Here is a 16537-nt window from a genome sequence, read left to right on the forward strand (position 1 = left end):
ACAGCGGACGGGCTCCGCGCGTTGGCGCGGGTACCGGGCCCTCGCCGCCGAGGAGAGTGCGACGGGGCCGCGCAGCAGGGCACTCCCACGCGTGGCGCCGGCCTCCGGGGCTCCGCCGGCCGGTACTCCCGGGGGTCGCCCGGAAGTCCGGCCTCGGCGGAGCCGATGTCACGCCCCACGCCTCACGGGGCGATGGGGCTTCCCGTGGCTGTCGTCACGAGCGGCGTGCGCGGCGGGTCATGTACATCGCCGCGCCACCGAGGGCGATCACCGCGGTGGCGGTACCGGCTATCAGGCCGACCGGCGCGCTGGAGCCGGTCTCGGCCAGCGGCGGGGTGCTCCGGCTGGGCGAGGGCGCCGGGCTCGTGGGAGGCGGTGACTGCATGGGCGGGACGTGCGAGGTGGTCGGCGGGGTGGTGGACTTCCCGGGCGTGGGCGTGCTGGGCGGCGTCGTGGTCTGGGCGGGCGGCTGGCTCGCCGGGGGCGTGCTCGGAGTGGCGGGCGTCGACGGGGAGGGCGTCGGGGTGGGGGAGTCCGGCTGGTCCGGGGTGCAGGACTTGTCGCCCCCGTTCCAAGCGGCGATGAGGTGGTACGGGGTGACGATGTTGCCGGGCTGGTAGGGGGCGGGACCGTGACCGTCCCCCGTCTTGCCGTCGTAGACGACGTCGTCGCCGTAGAGGTCGATCTGCCCGTAGCAGTCCGGGGTCTTGACCGAGAGCTTCTGCCACGTCCGCTTGGCGTCGTCGGCACCGGCCTGGTCGGCCGAGGTGAGGTACACCGTGGCGTGGTCGACGAGGGTCTGGTGGCCGGAGGTGTACCAGTTGGAGCCCTCCGTGGTGTACTCGGCCAGCGAGATCGGGTACGTGCAGCCGTCGCCGACCTGCTGGCCGGGGGCCAGGCGCACCTCGACGGTGCCCGGGACGTCGGTCCACTGGTGGAAGCCGCCCTGGGAGGTCCAGTCGGCGCCGACCGGCTTCCCGTCGCCGTCGACGATGCGGTACTGCACGGTGGCCGACTGGCAGCCGGCCCCGGTGGTGGCGCCGGCCGACGTCGCTCCGAGGAGGGGAGCGGTGGCGAGGAAGGCGGTGGTGGCCAGCGCGGCGGCCGTTCTGGCACGTGAGGAGTGCGTCAAGATCTGCCTCTGCGGAATCAGGGGTGTGGGAGGTGGTCGTGCGCGAGCGGTCGGGACACACGGAGGCCGGGGTCCCTGACGGAGTCACTCACGCCACATGGCTCACTCAGAATGCAGTGAGTGATCCAGATTCTCGTCAGTCCACGCAACTTCCGTCAAACTTTCGCGAGTTCGTTACACAGCGGCGGCCACGTAACCGCCGGTAGTTTCATGGCGTACGACGTCCGCCACCCTGGAGACACCCATGACTGAACGTGCCGACCGGATCATCGCCGCTCTGCGCAGCGGACACGACCACCTCGCCGCACGGGTACGCGACCTGGCCGCCGCCGACCTCACCAAGGGGTCCGGAGCCGCGGAGTGGGACCTGTCGCAGGTGCTCAGCCACCTCGGCAGCGGTGCGGAGATCACCCTGGCCGTCCTCGAGGGGGCCCTGGACGGCACCGGCCCGAAGGACATGGACTTCAACAAGTCCGTGTGGGCGCGCTGGGACGCGATGTCCCCGGCCGAACGGGCCGAGGGCTTCGTACCCGCCAACGAGGCGCTGGTGAGCCGCTACGAGATGCTCGACACGCACACGCGTGAGACTCTGCGCATCGACCTCGGCTTCCTGCCGGCGCCCGTGGACGTGGCCACGGCGGCGGGCCTGCGGCTCAGTGAATTCACCTTCCACACCTGGGACATCGAGGTCGCCTTCGATCCCGCGGCCGTCCTGGCCCCGGACGCCACCGGGCCACTGCTCGACCAGGCCGGTCTGCTCATCGGCCACCTCGGCAAGGCCGACGCCGTGGACGACCGTCCCGTCCGCCTCGCGGTCCGGACCACGGATCCCGACAGGTCCTTCGGTCTCACCCTCGACGAGGCGGTCGCGCTCGGCGATGCACCCGCCGAGCCCGACGCGGTGCTGAGCACGCCCGCCGAGTGGTGGCTGCGCCTGACGACCGGCCGCCACGCGCCCGCGCACACCCCGACGAGCGTGACCCTCACCGGGGGCACACTGACGCTGGACGATCTCCGACGGGTCTTCCCCGGCTTCTGAGCCGGAGGCCCCTGGCGGGGCTTCGCCGCAAGATGTCGGTCGTCGGAACGCCGACGAGGACGGACAGGAAATCGACGTGGAATCCGGATCTCAGGCCGGGCCGGCCGCACTCCGGCCGGCGGCCGCCGACGTGGCGCGGAGCGCACCGCCGGTCCACCGGGGGCGCCTGAAATGGTGGTGGCGGCGCGTGGTGTCCGTCAGCGCCTTCGCGCTGGCGGTCGTGACCATGGCTTCCTTGGTCTTCAACGCGTTCACCGCGGGACGTGCCGCGCCTCCCGAGGGGCTGCGGTACGTGCAGGCGGCGGACATCCGCACCCGGTACCGGACCTGGGGCACCAGCGGATCGCCCGTCGTCCTCGTCCACGGTGCCTTCGAGCAGGCGGACACCTGGGCGCGCCTGGCCCCCCTCCTCGCCCGCGATCACCGGGTCTACGCGCTCGACCTGACCGGCGACGGGTACAGCGAACGCCGCGGCCCCTACACCGTCGACCATCTCACCCGTCAGCTGTTGGGCTTCCTCGGCGCCGTGCACCTCGGCGGGCCCGGCGAACGCCCGCTGCTGGTGGGCCACTCCAGTGGTGCCGCGGTCGTCGCGGAGGCGGCCCTGCGTGCGCCGGGGCGGATCGGAAGCGTGATGCTGCTCGACGGGGACGCCCTGGACACCGGCGCCGGTCCGCCGCCCGCCCTCAAGTACCTGCTGGTCGATCCCTACCGCACCACCCTGCTGCGGCTCGGCCTCGGCGTCGACCGGCTGATCCGCACCTTCTACGACGCCCAGTGCGGCCCGGCCTGCCCGCGTCTGGACGCGGCCGGGGTCGATGCGTGGCGTCGGCCGCTGCGGGTGCCGGGCGCCGAGGCAGCGCTGTGGACCATGCTCGGCCAGGGCGTACCCGGTCTCCCCGCCGGTCGGGTGGCCCGACTCGCCGCCGTCCGCATTCCCAAGTCCGTCGTGTTCGGCGCCGAGGACGACGTGTTCAGCAAGCAGACCCCGCGGGAGACCGCCCGCCGCATCGGCGCGCCGCCGCCCACCCTGATCCCCCGGGCCCGCCACCTCACCATGATCTCCGACCCCCGGCAGGTCGCCGCGGCCGTGGAGACCCTCGCGGAAACCCGTGCCCCCGCGCCGTAGGGAACCGCCAAGACGCCACCGGCCGGGCCGGGCAGCGGCCGCATTCCGGCGCCATTACGTGAACTTACAGGTCAGCGCAGGGCCGTTCGGGCCCGTGGGTACCGACCTTCGGCATCCGGCGGCCGGGGGCCGGCGCGACCACAGTGAGAGGCGTCAGAGACACACTCACCGCCCCGCCTCTCCCCGAAGGGACCACCGTCGTGGCCGTGCACGAGCACCCGCACCGCGCCGGCCCTCGCACTGGCCTCGCTGCGGCTGCTCACCGGGTTCGTCTTCCTGTGGGCGCTCATCGACAAGACCTTCGGCCTCGGCTACGCCACCGCCTCCGGCAAGGGCTGGATCGACGGCGGCTCGCCGACCAAGGGCTTCCACAGCTCCGTCGCCGCCGGCCCGATGCGGTCCACCTTCCACTCCTGGGCGGGGGACCCCTGGGCGGACTGGCTGTTCATGCTGGGCCTGCTCGGGATCGGCGTCGCCCTCCTCGCCGGTGTGGCGCTGCGCTTCGCGGTCGTCGCGGGCGCCTTCATGATGGCGCTGATGTGGCTGGCCGAATGGCCGCCCGCCCAGCAGCTCGTGGACGGCTCGCCGAGCATGTCGACGAACCCGTTCGCCGACTACCACGTCCTCTACGCCGTCGTCCTGATCGCCCTGGCCGGCGGCTCCGCGGGCGGCACCCTCGGCCTCGGCCGGCCCTGGGCGAAGCTCCCGCTGGTCCGCCGCAGCCGCTGGCTGCGCTGACCCCGGGCAGGCGCGCCGGGCCCCGGATCGCACCCCGGCCAGGGCCGATCGGACCCCCGCGGGGACGTGCGGCCCCTGCCGGACATCCCGTCGGAAGACGACGCTCGTACCGGACCCCCGTTCAGGAGGCGGCGACATGCCCCGTGCCGTCCTGCACCACTCCACCGCCCCCGCCCAACCCCCCACTCCTGAGGAGCAGACATCATGCAGGCAACGGTGACCCTGCCGATCCTTGTCGCGGTCGACGGCTCCGGGCCGAGCCTGCGCGCTCTCGACTGGGCGACCGACGAGGCCGTCCTGCGCGGACTGCCGTTGCGCCTCGTGTACGCCTCGCTGTGGGAGCGGTACGAGGGCACCCACCTCGCCGAGGACCCGGACCAGCCGTCCGAGGAGCTCGTGGCGGAGGACATCGTCGAGACCGCGGCGCGGCGGGCCCGGCACAGGCGGCCCGACGTGCCGGTGTCCACCGACGTGCTGGCCGAGGAAGCCGAGTACGCGCTCGTCCGGGAGAGCCGCGATGCCGCCCTGCTGGTGACGGGCAGCCGGGGACGCAGCGGCCTCGCCGAGGCACTGCTCGGCTCGGTGAGCCTGACCCTCGCCGGGCACGCGCACTGCCCGACGGTCGTCGTACGCGGCAGCCACGACAACCAGACCAAGACGCCGGTGCACGGCAGGATCGTCGTGGGCGTCGGGGAGAACGGCAAGCAGTCCACGGCCGTCCGCTTCGCCTGGGAGGAGGCGCGGCGGCGCGGGGTGCCCCTGGACGCCGTACGGGCCTGGCGCGTGCCCGCCCGCGAGACCACAGACGTCCCCCTGATGTCCCCGGAAGCCGCCCGGCTGCACGAGCAACAGGCGGTGGATGCCCTGGACACGGCGCTGGAGGACGTCCCCGGCGACATCGAGGTGCACCGGCACACGGTCGAGGGACCCGCCCGGCCCGTGCTCGTGGCCGCCTCCCACGACGCCGACCTCCTGGTCGTCGGCGCCCGGCGCCGCCCACGGACCTTCGGGCTCCAGCTGGGCCGGGTCGCCCACGGCGTGCTGCACCACTCCGCCTGCCCGGTCGTCATCGTGCCCGAACCGGTGTGAACCCGCCATGACCGCTCGCACCGGCCCCGCCGCCGGTGCCCGCCGACCCCGGCGTGGGCCGACCGGCCCCGGTGCACCCCGGCCGGCCCATGGGATCCCCGGCCGAACCACTCGATGCTCGAAGTGCCCACAGACGCCCGGAGGAGAACCCGATGACGGACGACCTGCTCAGCCTCCCCCCGGTCCACGCGCTGCTCGCGGACGGCACCACCGTGTGCATCCGCCCTGCGGTGCCCGGCGACCACGACCGGCTGGAGGGGTTCTACGACCGGATGTCCGCGGAGAACCTGAGGCTCAGGTTCTTCTCGATCAGCCGGCGCTCGGGCGCCCTGGCCGCGGACCGCGCCTGCGGCCCGGCCCGTCCGGGCTACCTCGCGCTGGTCGCACAGTCCCCGGACGGCGTGATCGGCGTCGCCGAGTACGACACCGGCGGCGACGGCTGGGACACCGCGGAGATCTCCATCGCCGTGTCCGACGGGATGCACCACCGCGGCGTCGGCACCCTGCTCGTCGAGCACCTGGTCTCCGCGGCCCGCACCGAGGGCATCACCGGCTTCACCGCCGACGCGCTCAGCGAGAACCGCGAGGTGCTGCGTCTCTTCGCCGACCTGGGGCTGCGCATGGAACGCCGCCTCGAAGGGCCCGAGACGCGCTGCGTCATCCGGCTCACCGAGGACGACGCCTACCTCTCGGCCGTGGAGTCCCGGGGCCGCGCGGCCGACGTGGCCAGTCTGCTGCCGCTGCTGCGGCCCCAGGTGGTCGCGGTCGTCGGCGCGGGACGCAGGCCCGGCTCGGTCGGCCGGGCGATCCTGCACCATCTGCGCTCCGGCGGGTTCACCGGGCGGCTCTTCGCGGTGAACCCCGGCGCCAGTTCGCTCCTCGGCGTCCCGTGCCACCCGTCCGTCGGCGCGCTGCCCCGCACCCCGGACCTGGCCGTCCTCGCCGTGCCCGCGGCCGCCGTGGCGGACACCGCCGAGGAATGCGGCAACGCCGGGGTACGGGCCCTGCTGGTGGTGACCTCCGGTCTCGACGCGGACCAGGCCCGAGACCTGCTGTCGGCCTGCCGCGCCCACGGCATGCGTCTCGTCGGCCCCGACTGCCTGGGCGTCTCCAACACCGAACCCGAGCTGCGCCTAGACGCGACGTTCGCCGCCGGCCACCCGCTGCCGGGCAGCGCCGGGGTCGCCGTACAGTCCGGCGGTATCGGGATCGCCCTGCTCGACGGGCTGTCCCGGCTCGGCATCGGCGTCTCCTCCTTCGCCTCGCTCGGCGACAAGTACGACGTCAGCGGCAACGACATGCTCCAGTGGTGGGAGGGCGACGGCCGCACCGACCTGGCCCTGCTGCACCTGGAGTCCTTCGGCAACCCGCGCGCCTTCTCCCGCACCGCCCGCCGGGTGACCCGCCGGATGCCGCTGCTGACCGTCGACGCGGGCCGTACCGACGCGGGCCGGCGTGCCGCCGCCTCGCACAGCGCGGCCGCAGCCACCCGCACCATGACCCGGCAGGCCCTGTTCAACCAGGCCGGCATCACCGCCACCCGCTCCGTCGGCGAACTCCTCGAAACCGCGGCCCTGTTGCACTCCCAGCCGCTGCCCGGCGGATGTCGGGTCGCGATCGTCACCAACGCGGGCGGCGCGGGAGTGCTGGCGGCCGACGCCTGCGCGGAGGCCGGGCTCGCCCTGCCCGCGTTCACCGCTCGGACGGTCGACGACCTGCTCGCCGTACTGCCGGGCGGCGCCGCGACCGGCAACCCCGTGGACGCCACCGCCGCGGTCACCGAGGAACAGCTCGGCGCGTGCGTGGACCGGCTCATGCGGTGCCCCGGCATCGACGCCGTACTGGTGGCCCTCGTACCCACCGCGGTCGCCGAGGCGACCGGCGACGACCTGGTGCGCGCCCTCACCCGGGCACCCGGGCCCCGCCCCCGGCCGGTCGCCGTCGTACGACTGGAGCAGGAGCGGCCGGTCGAACTGCTGCCCGCCGAGGACGGCACGATCCCCTCCTACGCCGAACCCCAGGCCGCGGCCCGCGCACTCGCCCACGCCGCCCGCCGCACGGCCTGGCTCGCCCGTCCCGCGGGCACCGTCCCGGAACTCCCCGACGTCGACACCCACCGCGCCCGCACGATCGTCGAGGACCACCTGCGGACCTCGCCGGACGGCGGCCCCCTCGACCCGCGCACCTGCGCCGACCTGCTGTCCTGCTACGGCATCCCGCAGCTCCCGTGGGCCTGGGCCGAGACCGAGGACGAGGCCGCGCTCGCCGCAGGCCGGCTGCGCGGCTTCGACGGACGCGTGGTCATGAAGGCCCACTGGCCGGGGCTGCTCCACAAGACGCAGCAGCACGCGGTCCACCTCGACCTGCGCGGCGACTCGCAGGTGCGCGCCGCCTTCCGGGACCTGGCCACCCGGTTCGAGGGCCTGATGACCGGTGTGGTCCTCCAGCCGCTCGCCCCCCGCGGCACCGAACTGTTCGCGGGCGTCGCCCAGGACGAGGTCTTCGGCCCGCTCGTGCTCTTCGGGCTCGGCGGGACGGCCACCGAGATCCTCGCCGACCACGCCGCGAGGCTCGCCCCGCTCACCGACCGCGACGTGCACGACCTGATCACCGCGCCGCGCTGCGCCCCGCTCCTGTTCGGTGCGGACGGCGGCGCGCCCGTCGACCTCGAAGCCCTGGAACAGCTCCTGCTGCGGTTGTCGCGGATGGCCGCGGACCTTCCCCAGCTGGCCGAGGCCGACTTCAACCCGGTCCTCGCCGCGCCCGGCCAGGTCACCGTGCTCGACGCCCGCGTGCGCCTGCTGCCGCGCCGGCCCCACGACCCTTATCTGCGCCGACTGCGCTGACCGGGACCGTGAGCACGGTCCGCCACCCTCGTCCGTACCGATCCGGGAGGGCCGTTCAGGCCGTCGGCGCGGTGAGGACGCCGACGGCCGGGGCCGCGGTGAGCGACTCGGGCAGCCGAGGGTGCAGCTCGAACACGCCGTCCAGCCCGGCAGCCCGGATGATCCGCAGGACACGTCCGTCGGTGATCAGCCGGAGCCGCCCGCACCGTGCGCCGACCCGGTTGCGGGTGCGGCACAGCACCCCGAGCCCGGAGCAGTCGACGAAGGTCGCGGGGCGCAGGTCCAGGACCAGGTCGGGGTGCGGCTCCCTCGTCAGGGCGTCCAGCCGGGACCGCAGCGGGACCGCCGCCAGGAGGTCGAGCTCTCCGCACAGCGTCACCACGGTCGTCCCGTCGACGGTGCGTACAGTGAGGGAGGCCGCGGGCCGCGGGTGGTTCTCGGACATAGTCAGATCAAAGCCCCGGGGAGGATGCCGCGGAAGGGCCGAACGGTCCCCGTCGTGCTGACCCGACAGGCCCTCCGCGGTCCACCCGGGTGCCCGTACGAAGGTCCCACCCGCCCGGGTGAGTGGCCCGACCGGCCCAAGCCGGTCTCCCGCCACGCCGAGCAGGCTGGACGTGCGGGGCAAACCCGGTGCCCGGAAGGCGGCCGGCCGCGTACCGGCAGCCGCCACTCGCCACCGGGTCCCGGCTCCGCGACCGACCAGTGGGATGAGGAGTGTCATGAAGGGATTCGTGTTCCACGGACCCGGGCAGTCCGCCTGGGAAGAGGTCCCGGACCCGGCCGTCAAGGAGCCCACCGACGCGATCGTGCGCGTCGAGGCCGTCACCATCTGCGGCACGGACCTGCACATCCTCAAGGGCGACGTGCCCGAGGTGGAGCCCGGCACGGTCCTCGGCCACGAGGCCGTGGGCGAGATCGTGGAGGTGGGCAGCGACGTAGGCACCGTACGCCCCGGCGACCGGGTACTGATCTCCTGCATCAGCTCCTGCGGGCGCTGCTCCTACTGCCGGCAGCGGATGTACGGCCAGTGCCGCGGCGGCGGAGGCTGGATCCTCGGCCACCTCGTCGACGGCACCCAGGCCGAGTACGTCCGTGTGCCCTTCGCGGACCTCTCGGTCCACGCCCTGCCCGCCACCCTCGACAGCAAGGACGCCGTCCTGTTCGCGGACATCTTCCCGACCTCCTACGAGGTGGGCGTCCTCAACGGACACGTCCGCCCCGGCGACACCGTCGCCGTCGTCGGCGCCGGGCCCATCGGACTCGCGGCGATCGCCACGGCCCGGCTGTTCTCGCCGGAGCGGATCATCGCGGTGGACCTGGCGCCGGCCCGGCTGGAGGCCGCTCACCGGTTCGGTGCCGACGCGGTGGCCGACGTGCACGAAGCGCCCCGGCAGCTGGTGGCCGACCTGACCGACGGGCTGGGCGCCGACGTCGTCATCGAGGCGGTGGGCGTGCCGGAGAGCTTCGAGCTGTGCACCCGCATGGTCCGGCCCGGCGGGCACGTCGCCAACATCGGCGTGCACGGCAGGCCGGCGACCCTGCACCTCGAAGACCTGTGGAGCCAGGACGTCACCGTCACCACCGGCCTGGTCGACACCCACTCCACCCCCACCCTGCTGCGGATGGCCGCCGCCGGCCGGCTGCCCACCACGCAGCTCGTCACCCACACCTTCCCGCTCGACCGCATGGCGGAGGCCTACGAGGTCTTCGCGCACGCCGGCACCACCGGCGCCCTCAAGGTCGTGCTCGGGGAGGAGCAGCACGAGGCCGTCGCCGTGCGCACGGCCTGACGAAAGGACGTGACGACCATGTCCAGAGGGACCCGGCACGGCACGGGACGCGACGACACGACACGGCACGACACCGGGACCACGGTGGAACGCCCCCGCGGCGACCTGGGCCGCCGGCTCGCCGCCCGGCGCGCACAACTCGGCCTGACCCGCCAGGAGACGGCGGCCCGGGCGGGCATGGCGTCCAGCTACCTGAAGCACCTGGAGGAGCACTCCTGCGCCAGTCCGAACAGGGGCACCGTGCTCAGCCTCGCCGCAGCCCTGGAGACGACGCCGGCGCAGCTCACCGGGGGCAGCGCCGACCTGCCGCCCGGCCCGGAACAGGCCGCCCCGGACGCCGAGTTCACGGAACTGGGAGCTGCGGAGTGCACGGCACTGCTGGGCACCCACGGCGTCGGCAGAATCGCGCTGCCGACCGCATCGGGGCCGGTCGTCGTGCCCGTCAACTACAGCGTCGTCGACGGGGCGGTCGTCTTCCGGACCGCCTCCGGCGCGACACCGGCCCAGGCCGCCGGTCACCAGGTGGCCTTCGAGGTCGACCGCATCGACGACGCGTTCAGCACCGGCTGGAGCGTGCTGGTCCGCGGTGAGGCCCGCCTCGTCACGGCGCCGGACGAGACCCGACGCCTCGACGAGCAGGCGTACAGCGCGCCGTGGGCCGGCGGGCACCGCGACCTGTGGATGCGCGTCGAGCCGGGCACGGTCACCGGGCGCCGGATCACCGCGTGACGTCCTGACCCGGCGCCGGCGCTCCGGCCGCCCGGTGGGGTGGAGGGTTACCGCCGTCCGCGGAGGCCGGTAGCGTGACCCACCGAACCTAGCGGCCGGTGTCAGCCCGTCCGGAGACCGAGGAGACGTTGGTGGGAAGCCCCGAGGAGGCGCGCGTACGGCTGCCGCAGCTGAGGCTGGACGAGCTGCTGGAGGAGCTGCAGGCGCGGCTGGACGCGGCGCGTGGCACGCGGGACCGGGTGCACAGCCTGCTGGAGGCGGTGCTGTCGGTCGGGCGGGAGCTGGACCTGGAGCAGGCGCTGCGCGGCATCGTCGAGGCGGCCGCGGCCCTGGTCGACGCCGAGTACGCGGCCCTGGGCGTCATCGGCCCGGACGGCAGGCGGCTGTCCGCGTTCCACACGGTCGGTGTCGCCGAGGAGCGGATCGCCCGGATCGGCCCGTACCCGGAGGGCCACGGCATCCTCGGAGAACTGATCCGCCACCCCGAGCCGCTGCGCCTGGCGAAGATCTCCGACCACCCCGCCTCGTACGGCTTCCCGCCCGGCCATCCGCCGATGAACACCTTCCTCGGTGTTCCCATCAGGGTCCGCGACCAGGTCTTCGGCAACCTCTACCTCACCGAGAAGCGCGGCGGGACACAGTTCGACGAGGAAGACGTGTCGGTGATCTCGACCCTCGCGGTCGCGGCCGGCGTCGCCATCGACAACGCCCGCCTGTACGAGGAGTCCCGGCTGCGGGAACGGTGGTTGCGTACGAACGCCGAGATCACCCACAGCCTGATGTCGGGCGCCGGCCGTGCCGAGGTGCTCGCGCTCATCGCGGAACGGGCCGCCGAGATCACCGGGTCGGCGCTGGCCGCGGTGGCGTTGCCGGTGGCAGGCACGGGATCGCTCACCGTGGAGATCGCCGTCGGGCTGGACGCCGAGGCGCACCGGGGGCTGGTGCTGCCCCTGGAGAGCAGCCTGATGGGGCTCGCCTTCTCCGGGGCCGCCCCGGCCGTCAGCGACGACGTGTCCCAGGACGCCCGCATCTCGCAGGAACCGCCCCGCTTCCAGGGGCTCGGCCCCGCGGTGGGCGTTCCCATCGGCACCGGTGAGGACGGTGTCCGAGGTGTGCTCCTGCTGTCGCGGGAGGCCGGGCGGCCCGTGTTCACCGCGACCGAGAGCGAGACCCTCCAGGCATTCGCGGCCCAGGCGGCCGTCGCCATGGAGCTGGCGGAACGACGGCAGGACGCAGCGGAGGTCGCGGTGCTCAAGGACCGCGACCGCATCGCCCGCGACCTGCACGACCTCGCGATCCAGCGGCTGTTCGCGACGGGCATGACCCTGCAGAGCGCGGGCCGGTTCATCGAGCACACCGAGGCGTCCGAACGCGTGGCACGCGCCGTGGACGACCTGGACGAGACCATCAAGATCATCAGGTCGACGATCTTCGGCCTGCGGGCCCGGGAGGACGGCGCCGGAACCGGCCTGCGGGCCCGCACCGTACGGGTGGCGGGAGAGGCGGCGCAGGTCCTCGGGTTCGCCCCGAGCGTCCGCATGGAGGGGCTGCTCGACACCGACGTGCCCAGGGAGACGGCCGACCACGTGACAGCCGTCCTCTCCGAGTCCCTCACCAACATCGCCCGGCACGCCCGCGCCGACCGCGCCGACGTGAGCCTGTCCACCGACGGACACGAACTGCTGCTGACGGTCCGGGACAACGGCGTGGGCATCGCGCCGGACGGCCGCCGCAGCGGGCTGCGCAACATGGCGGAACGGGCGGAGCAGTTGGGCGGCCGACTGGACTGGGACTGCCCGCCGACCGGCGGCACGGCCCTGCGCTGGCGGGTACCGGTCAGGCGGACCTAGGCCTTGTCGTCACATTCCCGTCGTCGCCCGGAGGGCGGCCCTGCGGCGTCAGGTGCGTGCTCTGGGGGTCCCCCCGGCCGGAGGCTGGGGGAGTGCCGGGCGCCCTGGCCCACGTACTGGATGTACTTGGGCCAGGGCCCGGTGCGGCGGGTGGGGGTCCCCCCGGCCGGAGGCTGGGGGAGCGTGCATGGCGTCGCGGGGCAGGCGGGAATGTGACGACAGGGCCTAGCTAGGGCCCTTCTGATGGATCTCCGCGGCGTCGCGACGCCCGGCACGCACGCTCGAGCGGCCCGCGTGGTGCACGGGGGGGTGGGTCAGGACGGGTGGGTGTCGTGGCTCTCGCGGTGTGCGAGGACCTCTGCCATGTGGGTCTGCGCCCAGGTTCTGAGCCCGCGCGTCATGTGGTGGAGCGAGTGGCCGAGTTCGGTCAGCTCGTAGGTCACGGTGACAGGGACCGTCGGCGTCACCGTGCGGGTGAGCAGCCCGTCGTGCTCCAGCGACCGCAGCGTCTGGGTCAGCATCTTCTGGCTGACCCCGGCCAGCAGACGGGACAGCTCGGAGTACCGCATCGCCTTCGGCACGTCGGCTGCCGCGCCGCCGGGCCCGGGCCCGTGGTCGCCGCCCAGCGCGCACAGGATCAGGACGACCCACTTGTCCGAGATGCGGTCGAGCAGTTGCCGGCTCGGGCACCCCGCCAGGAACGCGTTGTACTCCACCTTGGCCTGAGCCCTCTTCTGGGCCGCCTTCGTCGTCGTCACCGCTCGCACCTCTCACCGCTGGGTGGGTTACGCACTTCTGAGTGCCTACTTCCCGGCAGGAAGCTCCTCTCCCATGCTGATGCAGGGAGGCAGCGGACGCCACCCCCGGAGCTAGACGACGAAAGGCAGCACGATGAGCACACCCTCCCCCTCTCTTCCCGGCGGCACCCGGTCCCTGGGCGACCTGACCGTCACCCGGTTCGGCTACGGGGCGATGCAGCTGGCCGGCCCGTGGGTGATGGGGCCGCCGGCGGATCGCGAGGGTGCCCTGGCGGTGCTGCGCGAAGCGGTCGACCTCGGCATCACCCACATCGACACCAGCGACGCCTACGGGCCGCGCGTCACCAACGAGTTGATCCGCGAGGCACTGCACCCCTATCCCGAGTCGCTGCACATCGTGACCAAGGTGGGCGCGACCCGCGACGAACAGGGCGGCTGGCCCACGGCCCGGCGACCCGAAGATCTGCGCCGCCAGGTCCACGACAACCTCACCTCCCTCGGGCTCGACGTACTCGACCTGGTCAACCTGCGGCTCGGCAACGCCGAAGGCCCCCAGCCGGGCTCGCTCACCGAGGCGTTCGAGACGCTCGTCGAACTCCAGCAGCAGGGCCTGATCCGCCACCTCGGGGTCAGCAACGCGACCGAGGAGCAGGTCACCGAGGCACAGCGGATCGCGCCGATCGTGTGCGTGCAGAACCTGTACAACCTCGCCCACCGTCACGACGACAAGCTCATCGACCGGCTCGCCACCGACGGGATCGCGTACGTTCCCTTCTTCCCCCTCGGCGGCTTCACCCCGCTCCAGGCCTCGGCGCTCTCGACGGTCGCCGCCCGGGTGCAGGCGACCCCGATGTCCGTCGCACTGGCCTGGCTGCTGCAGCGATCTCCCAACATCCTGCTCATCCCCGGCACGTCGTCGACGGCGCACCTGCGCGAGAACATCGCCGGCGCGGGACTCGCGCTTTCACCCGAGGACGTGACCGAGTTGGACGGCATCGGCCGCTGAACGCCCGACTCGGGTCGTTCAGTCGCGGGTCGGCGCGGCATCACCGACGAACAGGCCGCTCGGGTCGACGGCGAGGCGTACGCGCTCCACCCGGACCCGGGTGCGGTCGTCGTGGGTCCGCTGGAGCTGTCCGAAGTGGTCGACGTGGTCTCCTCGCCGGCCGGGCCGACCCCGTGGTACAGCAGTGGCGCGGTGAGGTGGTCGAGCACACCGCCGTTCGGCGCGGGGACGGCGAAGGCACCGCCGAGTTGACGCAGTTCGAACGCCGTCAGGCTCGGAGCCGCCTCCAGCGTTCTGGCCCAGGCGGCCGGGTCGATCTCCCGGATCAACGCGGAGTCCGAACGGAACGCCACCGGTTGGAGCGGGTCCATGTGGGTCGGGGGCAGGGCCCGCGGCCGGGCGGCCGCCCACGTGTTCGCCATGGGCCGGGCGAGCGCGGACAGCGGGCCCGGCATCTCGTCCAGCACGCGCCGGGCGGCGGGCAGGTCGGACGCGGCCGACGCCGTCACCGCGCCGTCCAGGACGACCACGCGCTTGCCGGCGAGGTACGGCGGGAGGAAGGGCAGTGGCGGGAGGGACAGCGTGCGGAAGCTGGTGGTGATCTCCGGTGGGGCGTCGCGCGCCCACGTCTGCCAGACCGGTGCCAGCCGGGGAGCGTCGGCGGGATCCCAGACCGCCATGCCGGTGAGGACGCGGTGCATGGGTACCAGGCCGATCTCCGCCTCCACCACGACGCCGACCCCGCCGCCACCACCGCGCAGCGCCCAGAACAGATCCGGGCGGTGCGCGGCGCTCGCTTCGACGACCTCGCCGTCGGCCAGTACGACGGTGAAGGACCGTACCGAGTTCGCGGCGAGGCCGAAGCGGCGGCCGTAGAAGCTGACACCGCCGGCGACAAGGGCAAGCTCTTCGAGCGGCTCTTCGCGTACCACCGCACCCACCCGGTGACGGGCCGGTCCCCGCGGAGGAGGAGCGCACCGCGCACTACGGCGACAAAGTGATGGCCGCGCAAGCCGGGGGAACCGGACACCGACGCCCGTACGCGCGTGTTCTTCACCCTCGCCCTGGCGAGCTGGAGCGCCGCCATGCCGCAGCTTCGGCGCATGGTGCCGGGCCCCGACTTCGGCATGGACCGGCTGGGGCGGGAGATCGCCCGTGCGGTGGCGGCGCTTCCCTCGGAGGGCTCGGGCGGCGGCCGCTGAACGACACCGTGGACCGGGTCCGGGCCACGCGCTCCCGTCGGCGAGGCGACCATCCGCATGATGGGCCCCATCGGCCGCAGCGGGTCGTGCGAGGGATCGAGGAGGGCCTGCATCCTCGGTCCGTCCGTCAGGGCGAGCACCATGACCGTCCGGTCGTCATCCGTCAGCTTCGTGCCGCCGTGCCCGGTGGGCGCGGAACCGCTCCGCGACCGTCTGCGCAACCGCTCGCCCCGGCGGGCGAAGCACTCGTGCGCCGGGCCGGCGGCCGTCGGTGATGTCGGGCGTTGCCGGGGGCCGGTCCTTCGCCGGTCCGGCGGTCCTCAGGTCGCCGCGCGGATGATCCCCACGGTGCGCGCCAGGTGCGGCTCCGAGCGGTCGGCGCGGTGCGCCACGGCCAGCTCCACGCGGGCGTCGGCCCCGGACAGCGGCAGATAGGCGACACCGTCGAGTGCCAACGCGGTCACCGGCTCGGGCACGACCGCGACCCCGAGCCCGCCCGCCACGAGCGTGACCAGGGTCGAGGTCTCGCCGACCTCGTGGCGGATGCGCGGCTCGACGCCGGCGTCACGCAGCAGGCCCAGGACGACGTCGTACATCACCGAGCGGCGGTCGGCGGAGTGCACGATCAGGTCGGCGCCGGCCAGGTCCGTGACCCGTAGCCGCTTCCGGCGGGCGAGCGGGTGCTCGACCGGGACGGCGACGACCAGCCGGTCCCGGCGCAGGGTGTGCACGGTCAGGGAGAGGTCGGCCGCCGGCGGCCGCAGCAGCGCGACGTCGATCGCGCCCGCGCGCAGCGCCTCGACCTGGTCGGGCGCGAGCATCTCGCCGCGGAAGGAGAAGTCGACGCCGGGCAGTTGTTCCGTGAGCCGCCGTGAGAGCGCGGGCAGCAGGCTGTACGTCGCCGAGCCCACGCACCCGATCGCGAGGTGCCCCACCGACCCGGACGCGACGAGCCGTGCGTGGTGGGCGGCCTCGTCCACGTCCGTCAGGATCGCGCGCGCCCGCTCGAGGTAGGCCCGGCCCGCCTCGGTGACGTCGACGCGTCGCGTGGTGCGCCGCAGCAGCTCCACGCCGAGCTCGGTCTCCAACTGCCGGATCTGCTGGGACAGCGGCGGCTGCGCCATGTGGAGCCGCTCCGCGGCGCGACCGAAGTGACGCTCCTCGGCCACCGCCACGAAGTACCGGAGATGCCGCAGATCCATATGCCACTCATCTCAATCAGCTTC

General features: G+C 73.8%; 14 protein-coding genes and 1 pseudogene. 11 read left to right on the plus strand and 4 right to left on the minus strand.

Annotation, left to right across the window (positions count from 1 at the left end; genetic code table 11):
- Window positions 1–214: 214 nt before the first annotated feature.
- A complete protein-coding gene (locus tag ACZ3KP_RS05335; RefSeq protein WP_467496526.1) occupies window positions 215–1132 on the minus strand; it encodes a hypothetical protein in 918 nt (305 codons plus the stop codon).
- A 244-nt stretch (window positions 1133–1376) separates the two neighbouring features.
- Here ACZ3KP_RS05335 and ACZ3KP_RS05340 point away from each other — a divergent pair, with 244 nt between their 5' ends.
- The 5 genes and pseudogenes from ACZ3KP_RS05340 (at window position 1377) to ACZ3KP_RS05360 (ending at window position 7973) form a co-directional block, all read left to right on the plus strand.
- Window positions 1377–2171 carry a maleylpyruvate isomerase N-terminal domain-containing protein gene (locus ACZ3KP_RS05340; protein WP_467496528.1) on the plus strand — a complete coding sequence of 265 codons (795 nt, stop codon included), beginning with the start codon at window positions 1377–1379 and terminating at the stop codon, window positions 2169–2171.
- A 76-nt stretch (window positions 2172–2247) separates the two neighbouring features.
- Window positions 2248–3300, plus strand: coding sequence for an alpha/beta fold hydrolase (locus tag ACZ3KP_RS05345; protein ID WP_467496530.1), 1053 nt, complete (start codon window positions 2248–2250; stop codon window positions 3298–3300).
- A 210-nt stretch (window positions 3301–3510) separates the two neighbouring features.
- Window positions 3511–4038: pseudogene (locus ACZ3KP_RS05350) on the plus strand (hypothetical protein); the annotation flags it as partial.
- Window positions 4039–4242: 204 nt separating this feature from the next.
- Window positions 4243–5127, plus strand: a complete 885-nt coding sequence (locus ACZ3KP_RS05355) for a universal stress protein (protein WP_467496531.1) — start codon at window positions 4243–4245, stop codon at window positions 5125–5127.
- A gap of 152 nt (window positions 5128–5279) precedes the next feature.
- Window positions 5280–7973 carry a bifunctional acetate--CoA ligase family protein/GNAT family N-acetyltransferase gene (locus tag ACZ3KP_RS05360; protein ID WP_467496533.1) on the plus strand — a complete coding sequence of 898 codons (2694 nt, stop codon included), beginning with the start codon at window positions 5280–5282 and terminating at the stop codon, window positions 7971–7973.
- A gap of 55 nt (window positions 7974–8028) precedes the next feature.
- Here ACZ3KP_RS05360 and ACZ3KP_RS05365 read toward each other — a convergent pair whose 3' ends face one another.
- Complete coding sequence (locus tag ACZ3KP_RS05365) at window positions 8029–8418, minus strand: STAS domain-containing protein (RefSeq protein WP_467496535.1); 390 nt, start codon at window positions 8416–8418, stop codon at window positions 8029–8031.
- A gap of 277 nt (window positions 8419–8695) precedes the next feature.
- On the opposite strand from ACZ3KP_RS05365, the gene ACZ3KP_RS05370 reads away from it, so the two are divergent.
- The 3 genes from ACZ3KP_RS05370 to ACZ3KP_RS05380 all read left to right on the plus strand — a co-directional run bounded on the left by ACZ3KP_RS05370 (window position 8696) and on the right by ACZ3KP_RS05380 (window position 12345).
- Entirely contained in the window at window positions 8696–9766 is a 1071-nt protein-coding gene (locus tag ACZ3KP_RS05370) for a zinc-dependent alcohol dehydrogenase family protein (RefSeq protein WP_467496537.1), read from the plus strand.
- A gap of 18 nt (window positions 9767–9784) precedes the next feature.
- Complete coding sequence (locus ACZ3KP_RS05375) at window positions 9785–10495, plus strand: helix-turn-helix domain-containing protein (RefSeq protein ID WP_467496539.1); 711 nt, start codon at window positions 9785–9787, stop codon at window positions 10493–10495.
- A 131-nt stretch (window positions 10496–10626) separates the two neighbouring features.
- Window positions 10627–12345, plus strand: coding sequence for a GAF domain-containing sensor histidine kinase (locus ACZ3KP_RS05380; protein WP_467496541.1), 1719 nt, complete (start codon window positions 10627–10629; stop codon window positions 12343–12345).
- Between the two features lie 314 nt (window positions 12346–12659).
- Here the strand turns inward: ACZ3KP_RS05380 and ACZ3KP_RS05385 are convergent, their stop codons facing one another.
- On the minus strand, window positions 12660–13103 hold the full coding sequence (locus tag ACZ3KP_RS05385) for a winged helix-turn-helix transcriptional regulator (protein WP_467496543.1): 444 nt from the start codon (window positions 13101–13103) through the stop codon (window positions 12660–12662).
- A 133-nt stretch (window positions 13104–13236) separates the two neighbouring features.
- Between ACZ3KP_RS05385 and ACZ3KP_RS05390 the strand changes: the two genes are divergently transcribed.
- The 3 genes from ACZ3KP_RS05390 to ACZ3KP_RS05400 all read left to right on the plus strand — a co-directional run bounded on the left by ACZ3KP_RS05390 (window position 13237) and on the right by ACZ3KP_RS05400 (window position 15311).
- The gene (locus tag ACZ3KP_RS05390; RefSeq protein WP_467496545.1) at window positions 13237–14109 is read left to right on the plus strand and encodes an aldo/keto reductase family oxidoreductase; all 873 of its coding nucleotides are present in this window, start codon (window positions 13237–13239) and stop codon (window positions 14107–14109) included.
- Between the two features lie 695 nt (window positions 14110–14804).
- On the plus strand, window positions 14805–15110 hold the full coding sequence (locus ACZ3KP_RS05395) for a hypothetical protein (protein WP_467496547.1): 306 nt from the start codon (window positions 14805–14807) through the stop codon (window positions 15108–15110).
- Between the two features lie 45 nt (window positions 15111–15155).
- On the plus strand, window positions 15156–15311 hold the full coding sequence (locus ACZ3KP_RS05400; RefSeq protein WP_467496548.1) for a hypothetical protein: 156 nt from the start codon (window positions 15156–15158) through the stop codon (window positions 15309–15311).
- A gap of 320 nt (window positions 15312–15631) precedes the next feature.
- Here the strand turns inward: ACZ3KP_RS05400 and ACZ3KP_RS05405 are convergent, their stop codons facing one another.
- The gene (locus tag ACZ3KP_RS05405) at window positions 15632–16513 is read right to left on the minus strand and encodes a LysR substrate-binding domain-containing protein (protein ID WP_467496550.1); all 882 of its coding nucleotides are present in this window, start codon (window positions 16511–16513) and stop codon (window positions 15632–15634) included.
- Window positions 16514–16537 lie beyond the last annotated feature (24 nt).

The organism is Streptomyces sp. NPDC020958 (assembly GCF_055562175.1).

Excerpts from the sequence above, each read along its gene's own strand:
- ACZ3KP_RS05340 (WP_467496528.1), top strand. The coding sequence starts at position 1,377 with ATGACTGAACGTGCCGACCGGATCATCGCCGCTCTGCGCAGCGGACAC.
- ACZ3KP_RS05355 (WP_467496531.1), top strand. The coding sequence starts at position 4,243 with ATGCAGGCAACGGTGACCCTGCCGATCCTTGTCGCGGTCGACGGCTCC.
- ACZ3KP_RS05360 (WP_467496533.1), top strand. The coding sequence starts at position 5,280 with ATGACGGACGACCTGCTCAGCCTCCCCCCGGTCCACGCGCTGCTCGCG.
- ACZ3KP_RS05365 (WP_467496535.1), bottom strand. The coding sequence starts at position 8,418 with ATGTCCGAGAACCACCCGCGGCCCGCGGCCTCCCTCACTGTACGCACC.
- ACZ3KP_RS05370 (WP_467496537.1), top strand. The coding sequence starts at position 8,696 with ATGAAGGGATTCGTGTTCCACGGACCCGGGCAGTCCGCCTGGGAAGAG.
- ACZ3KP_RS05375 (WP_467496539.1), top strand. The coding sequence starts at position 9,785 with ATGTCCAGAGGGACCCGGCACGGCACGGGACGCGACGACACGACACGG.
- ACZ3KP_RS05390 (WP_467496545.1), top strand. The coding sequence starts at position 13,237 with ATGAGCACACCCTCCCCCTCTCTTCCCGGCGGCACCCGGTCCCTGGGC.
- ACZ3KP_RS05405 (WP_467496550.1), bottom strand. The coding sequence starts at position 16,513 with ATGGATCTGCGGCATCTCCGGTACTTCGTGGCGGTGGCCGAGGAGCGT.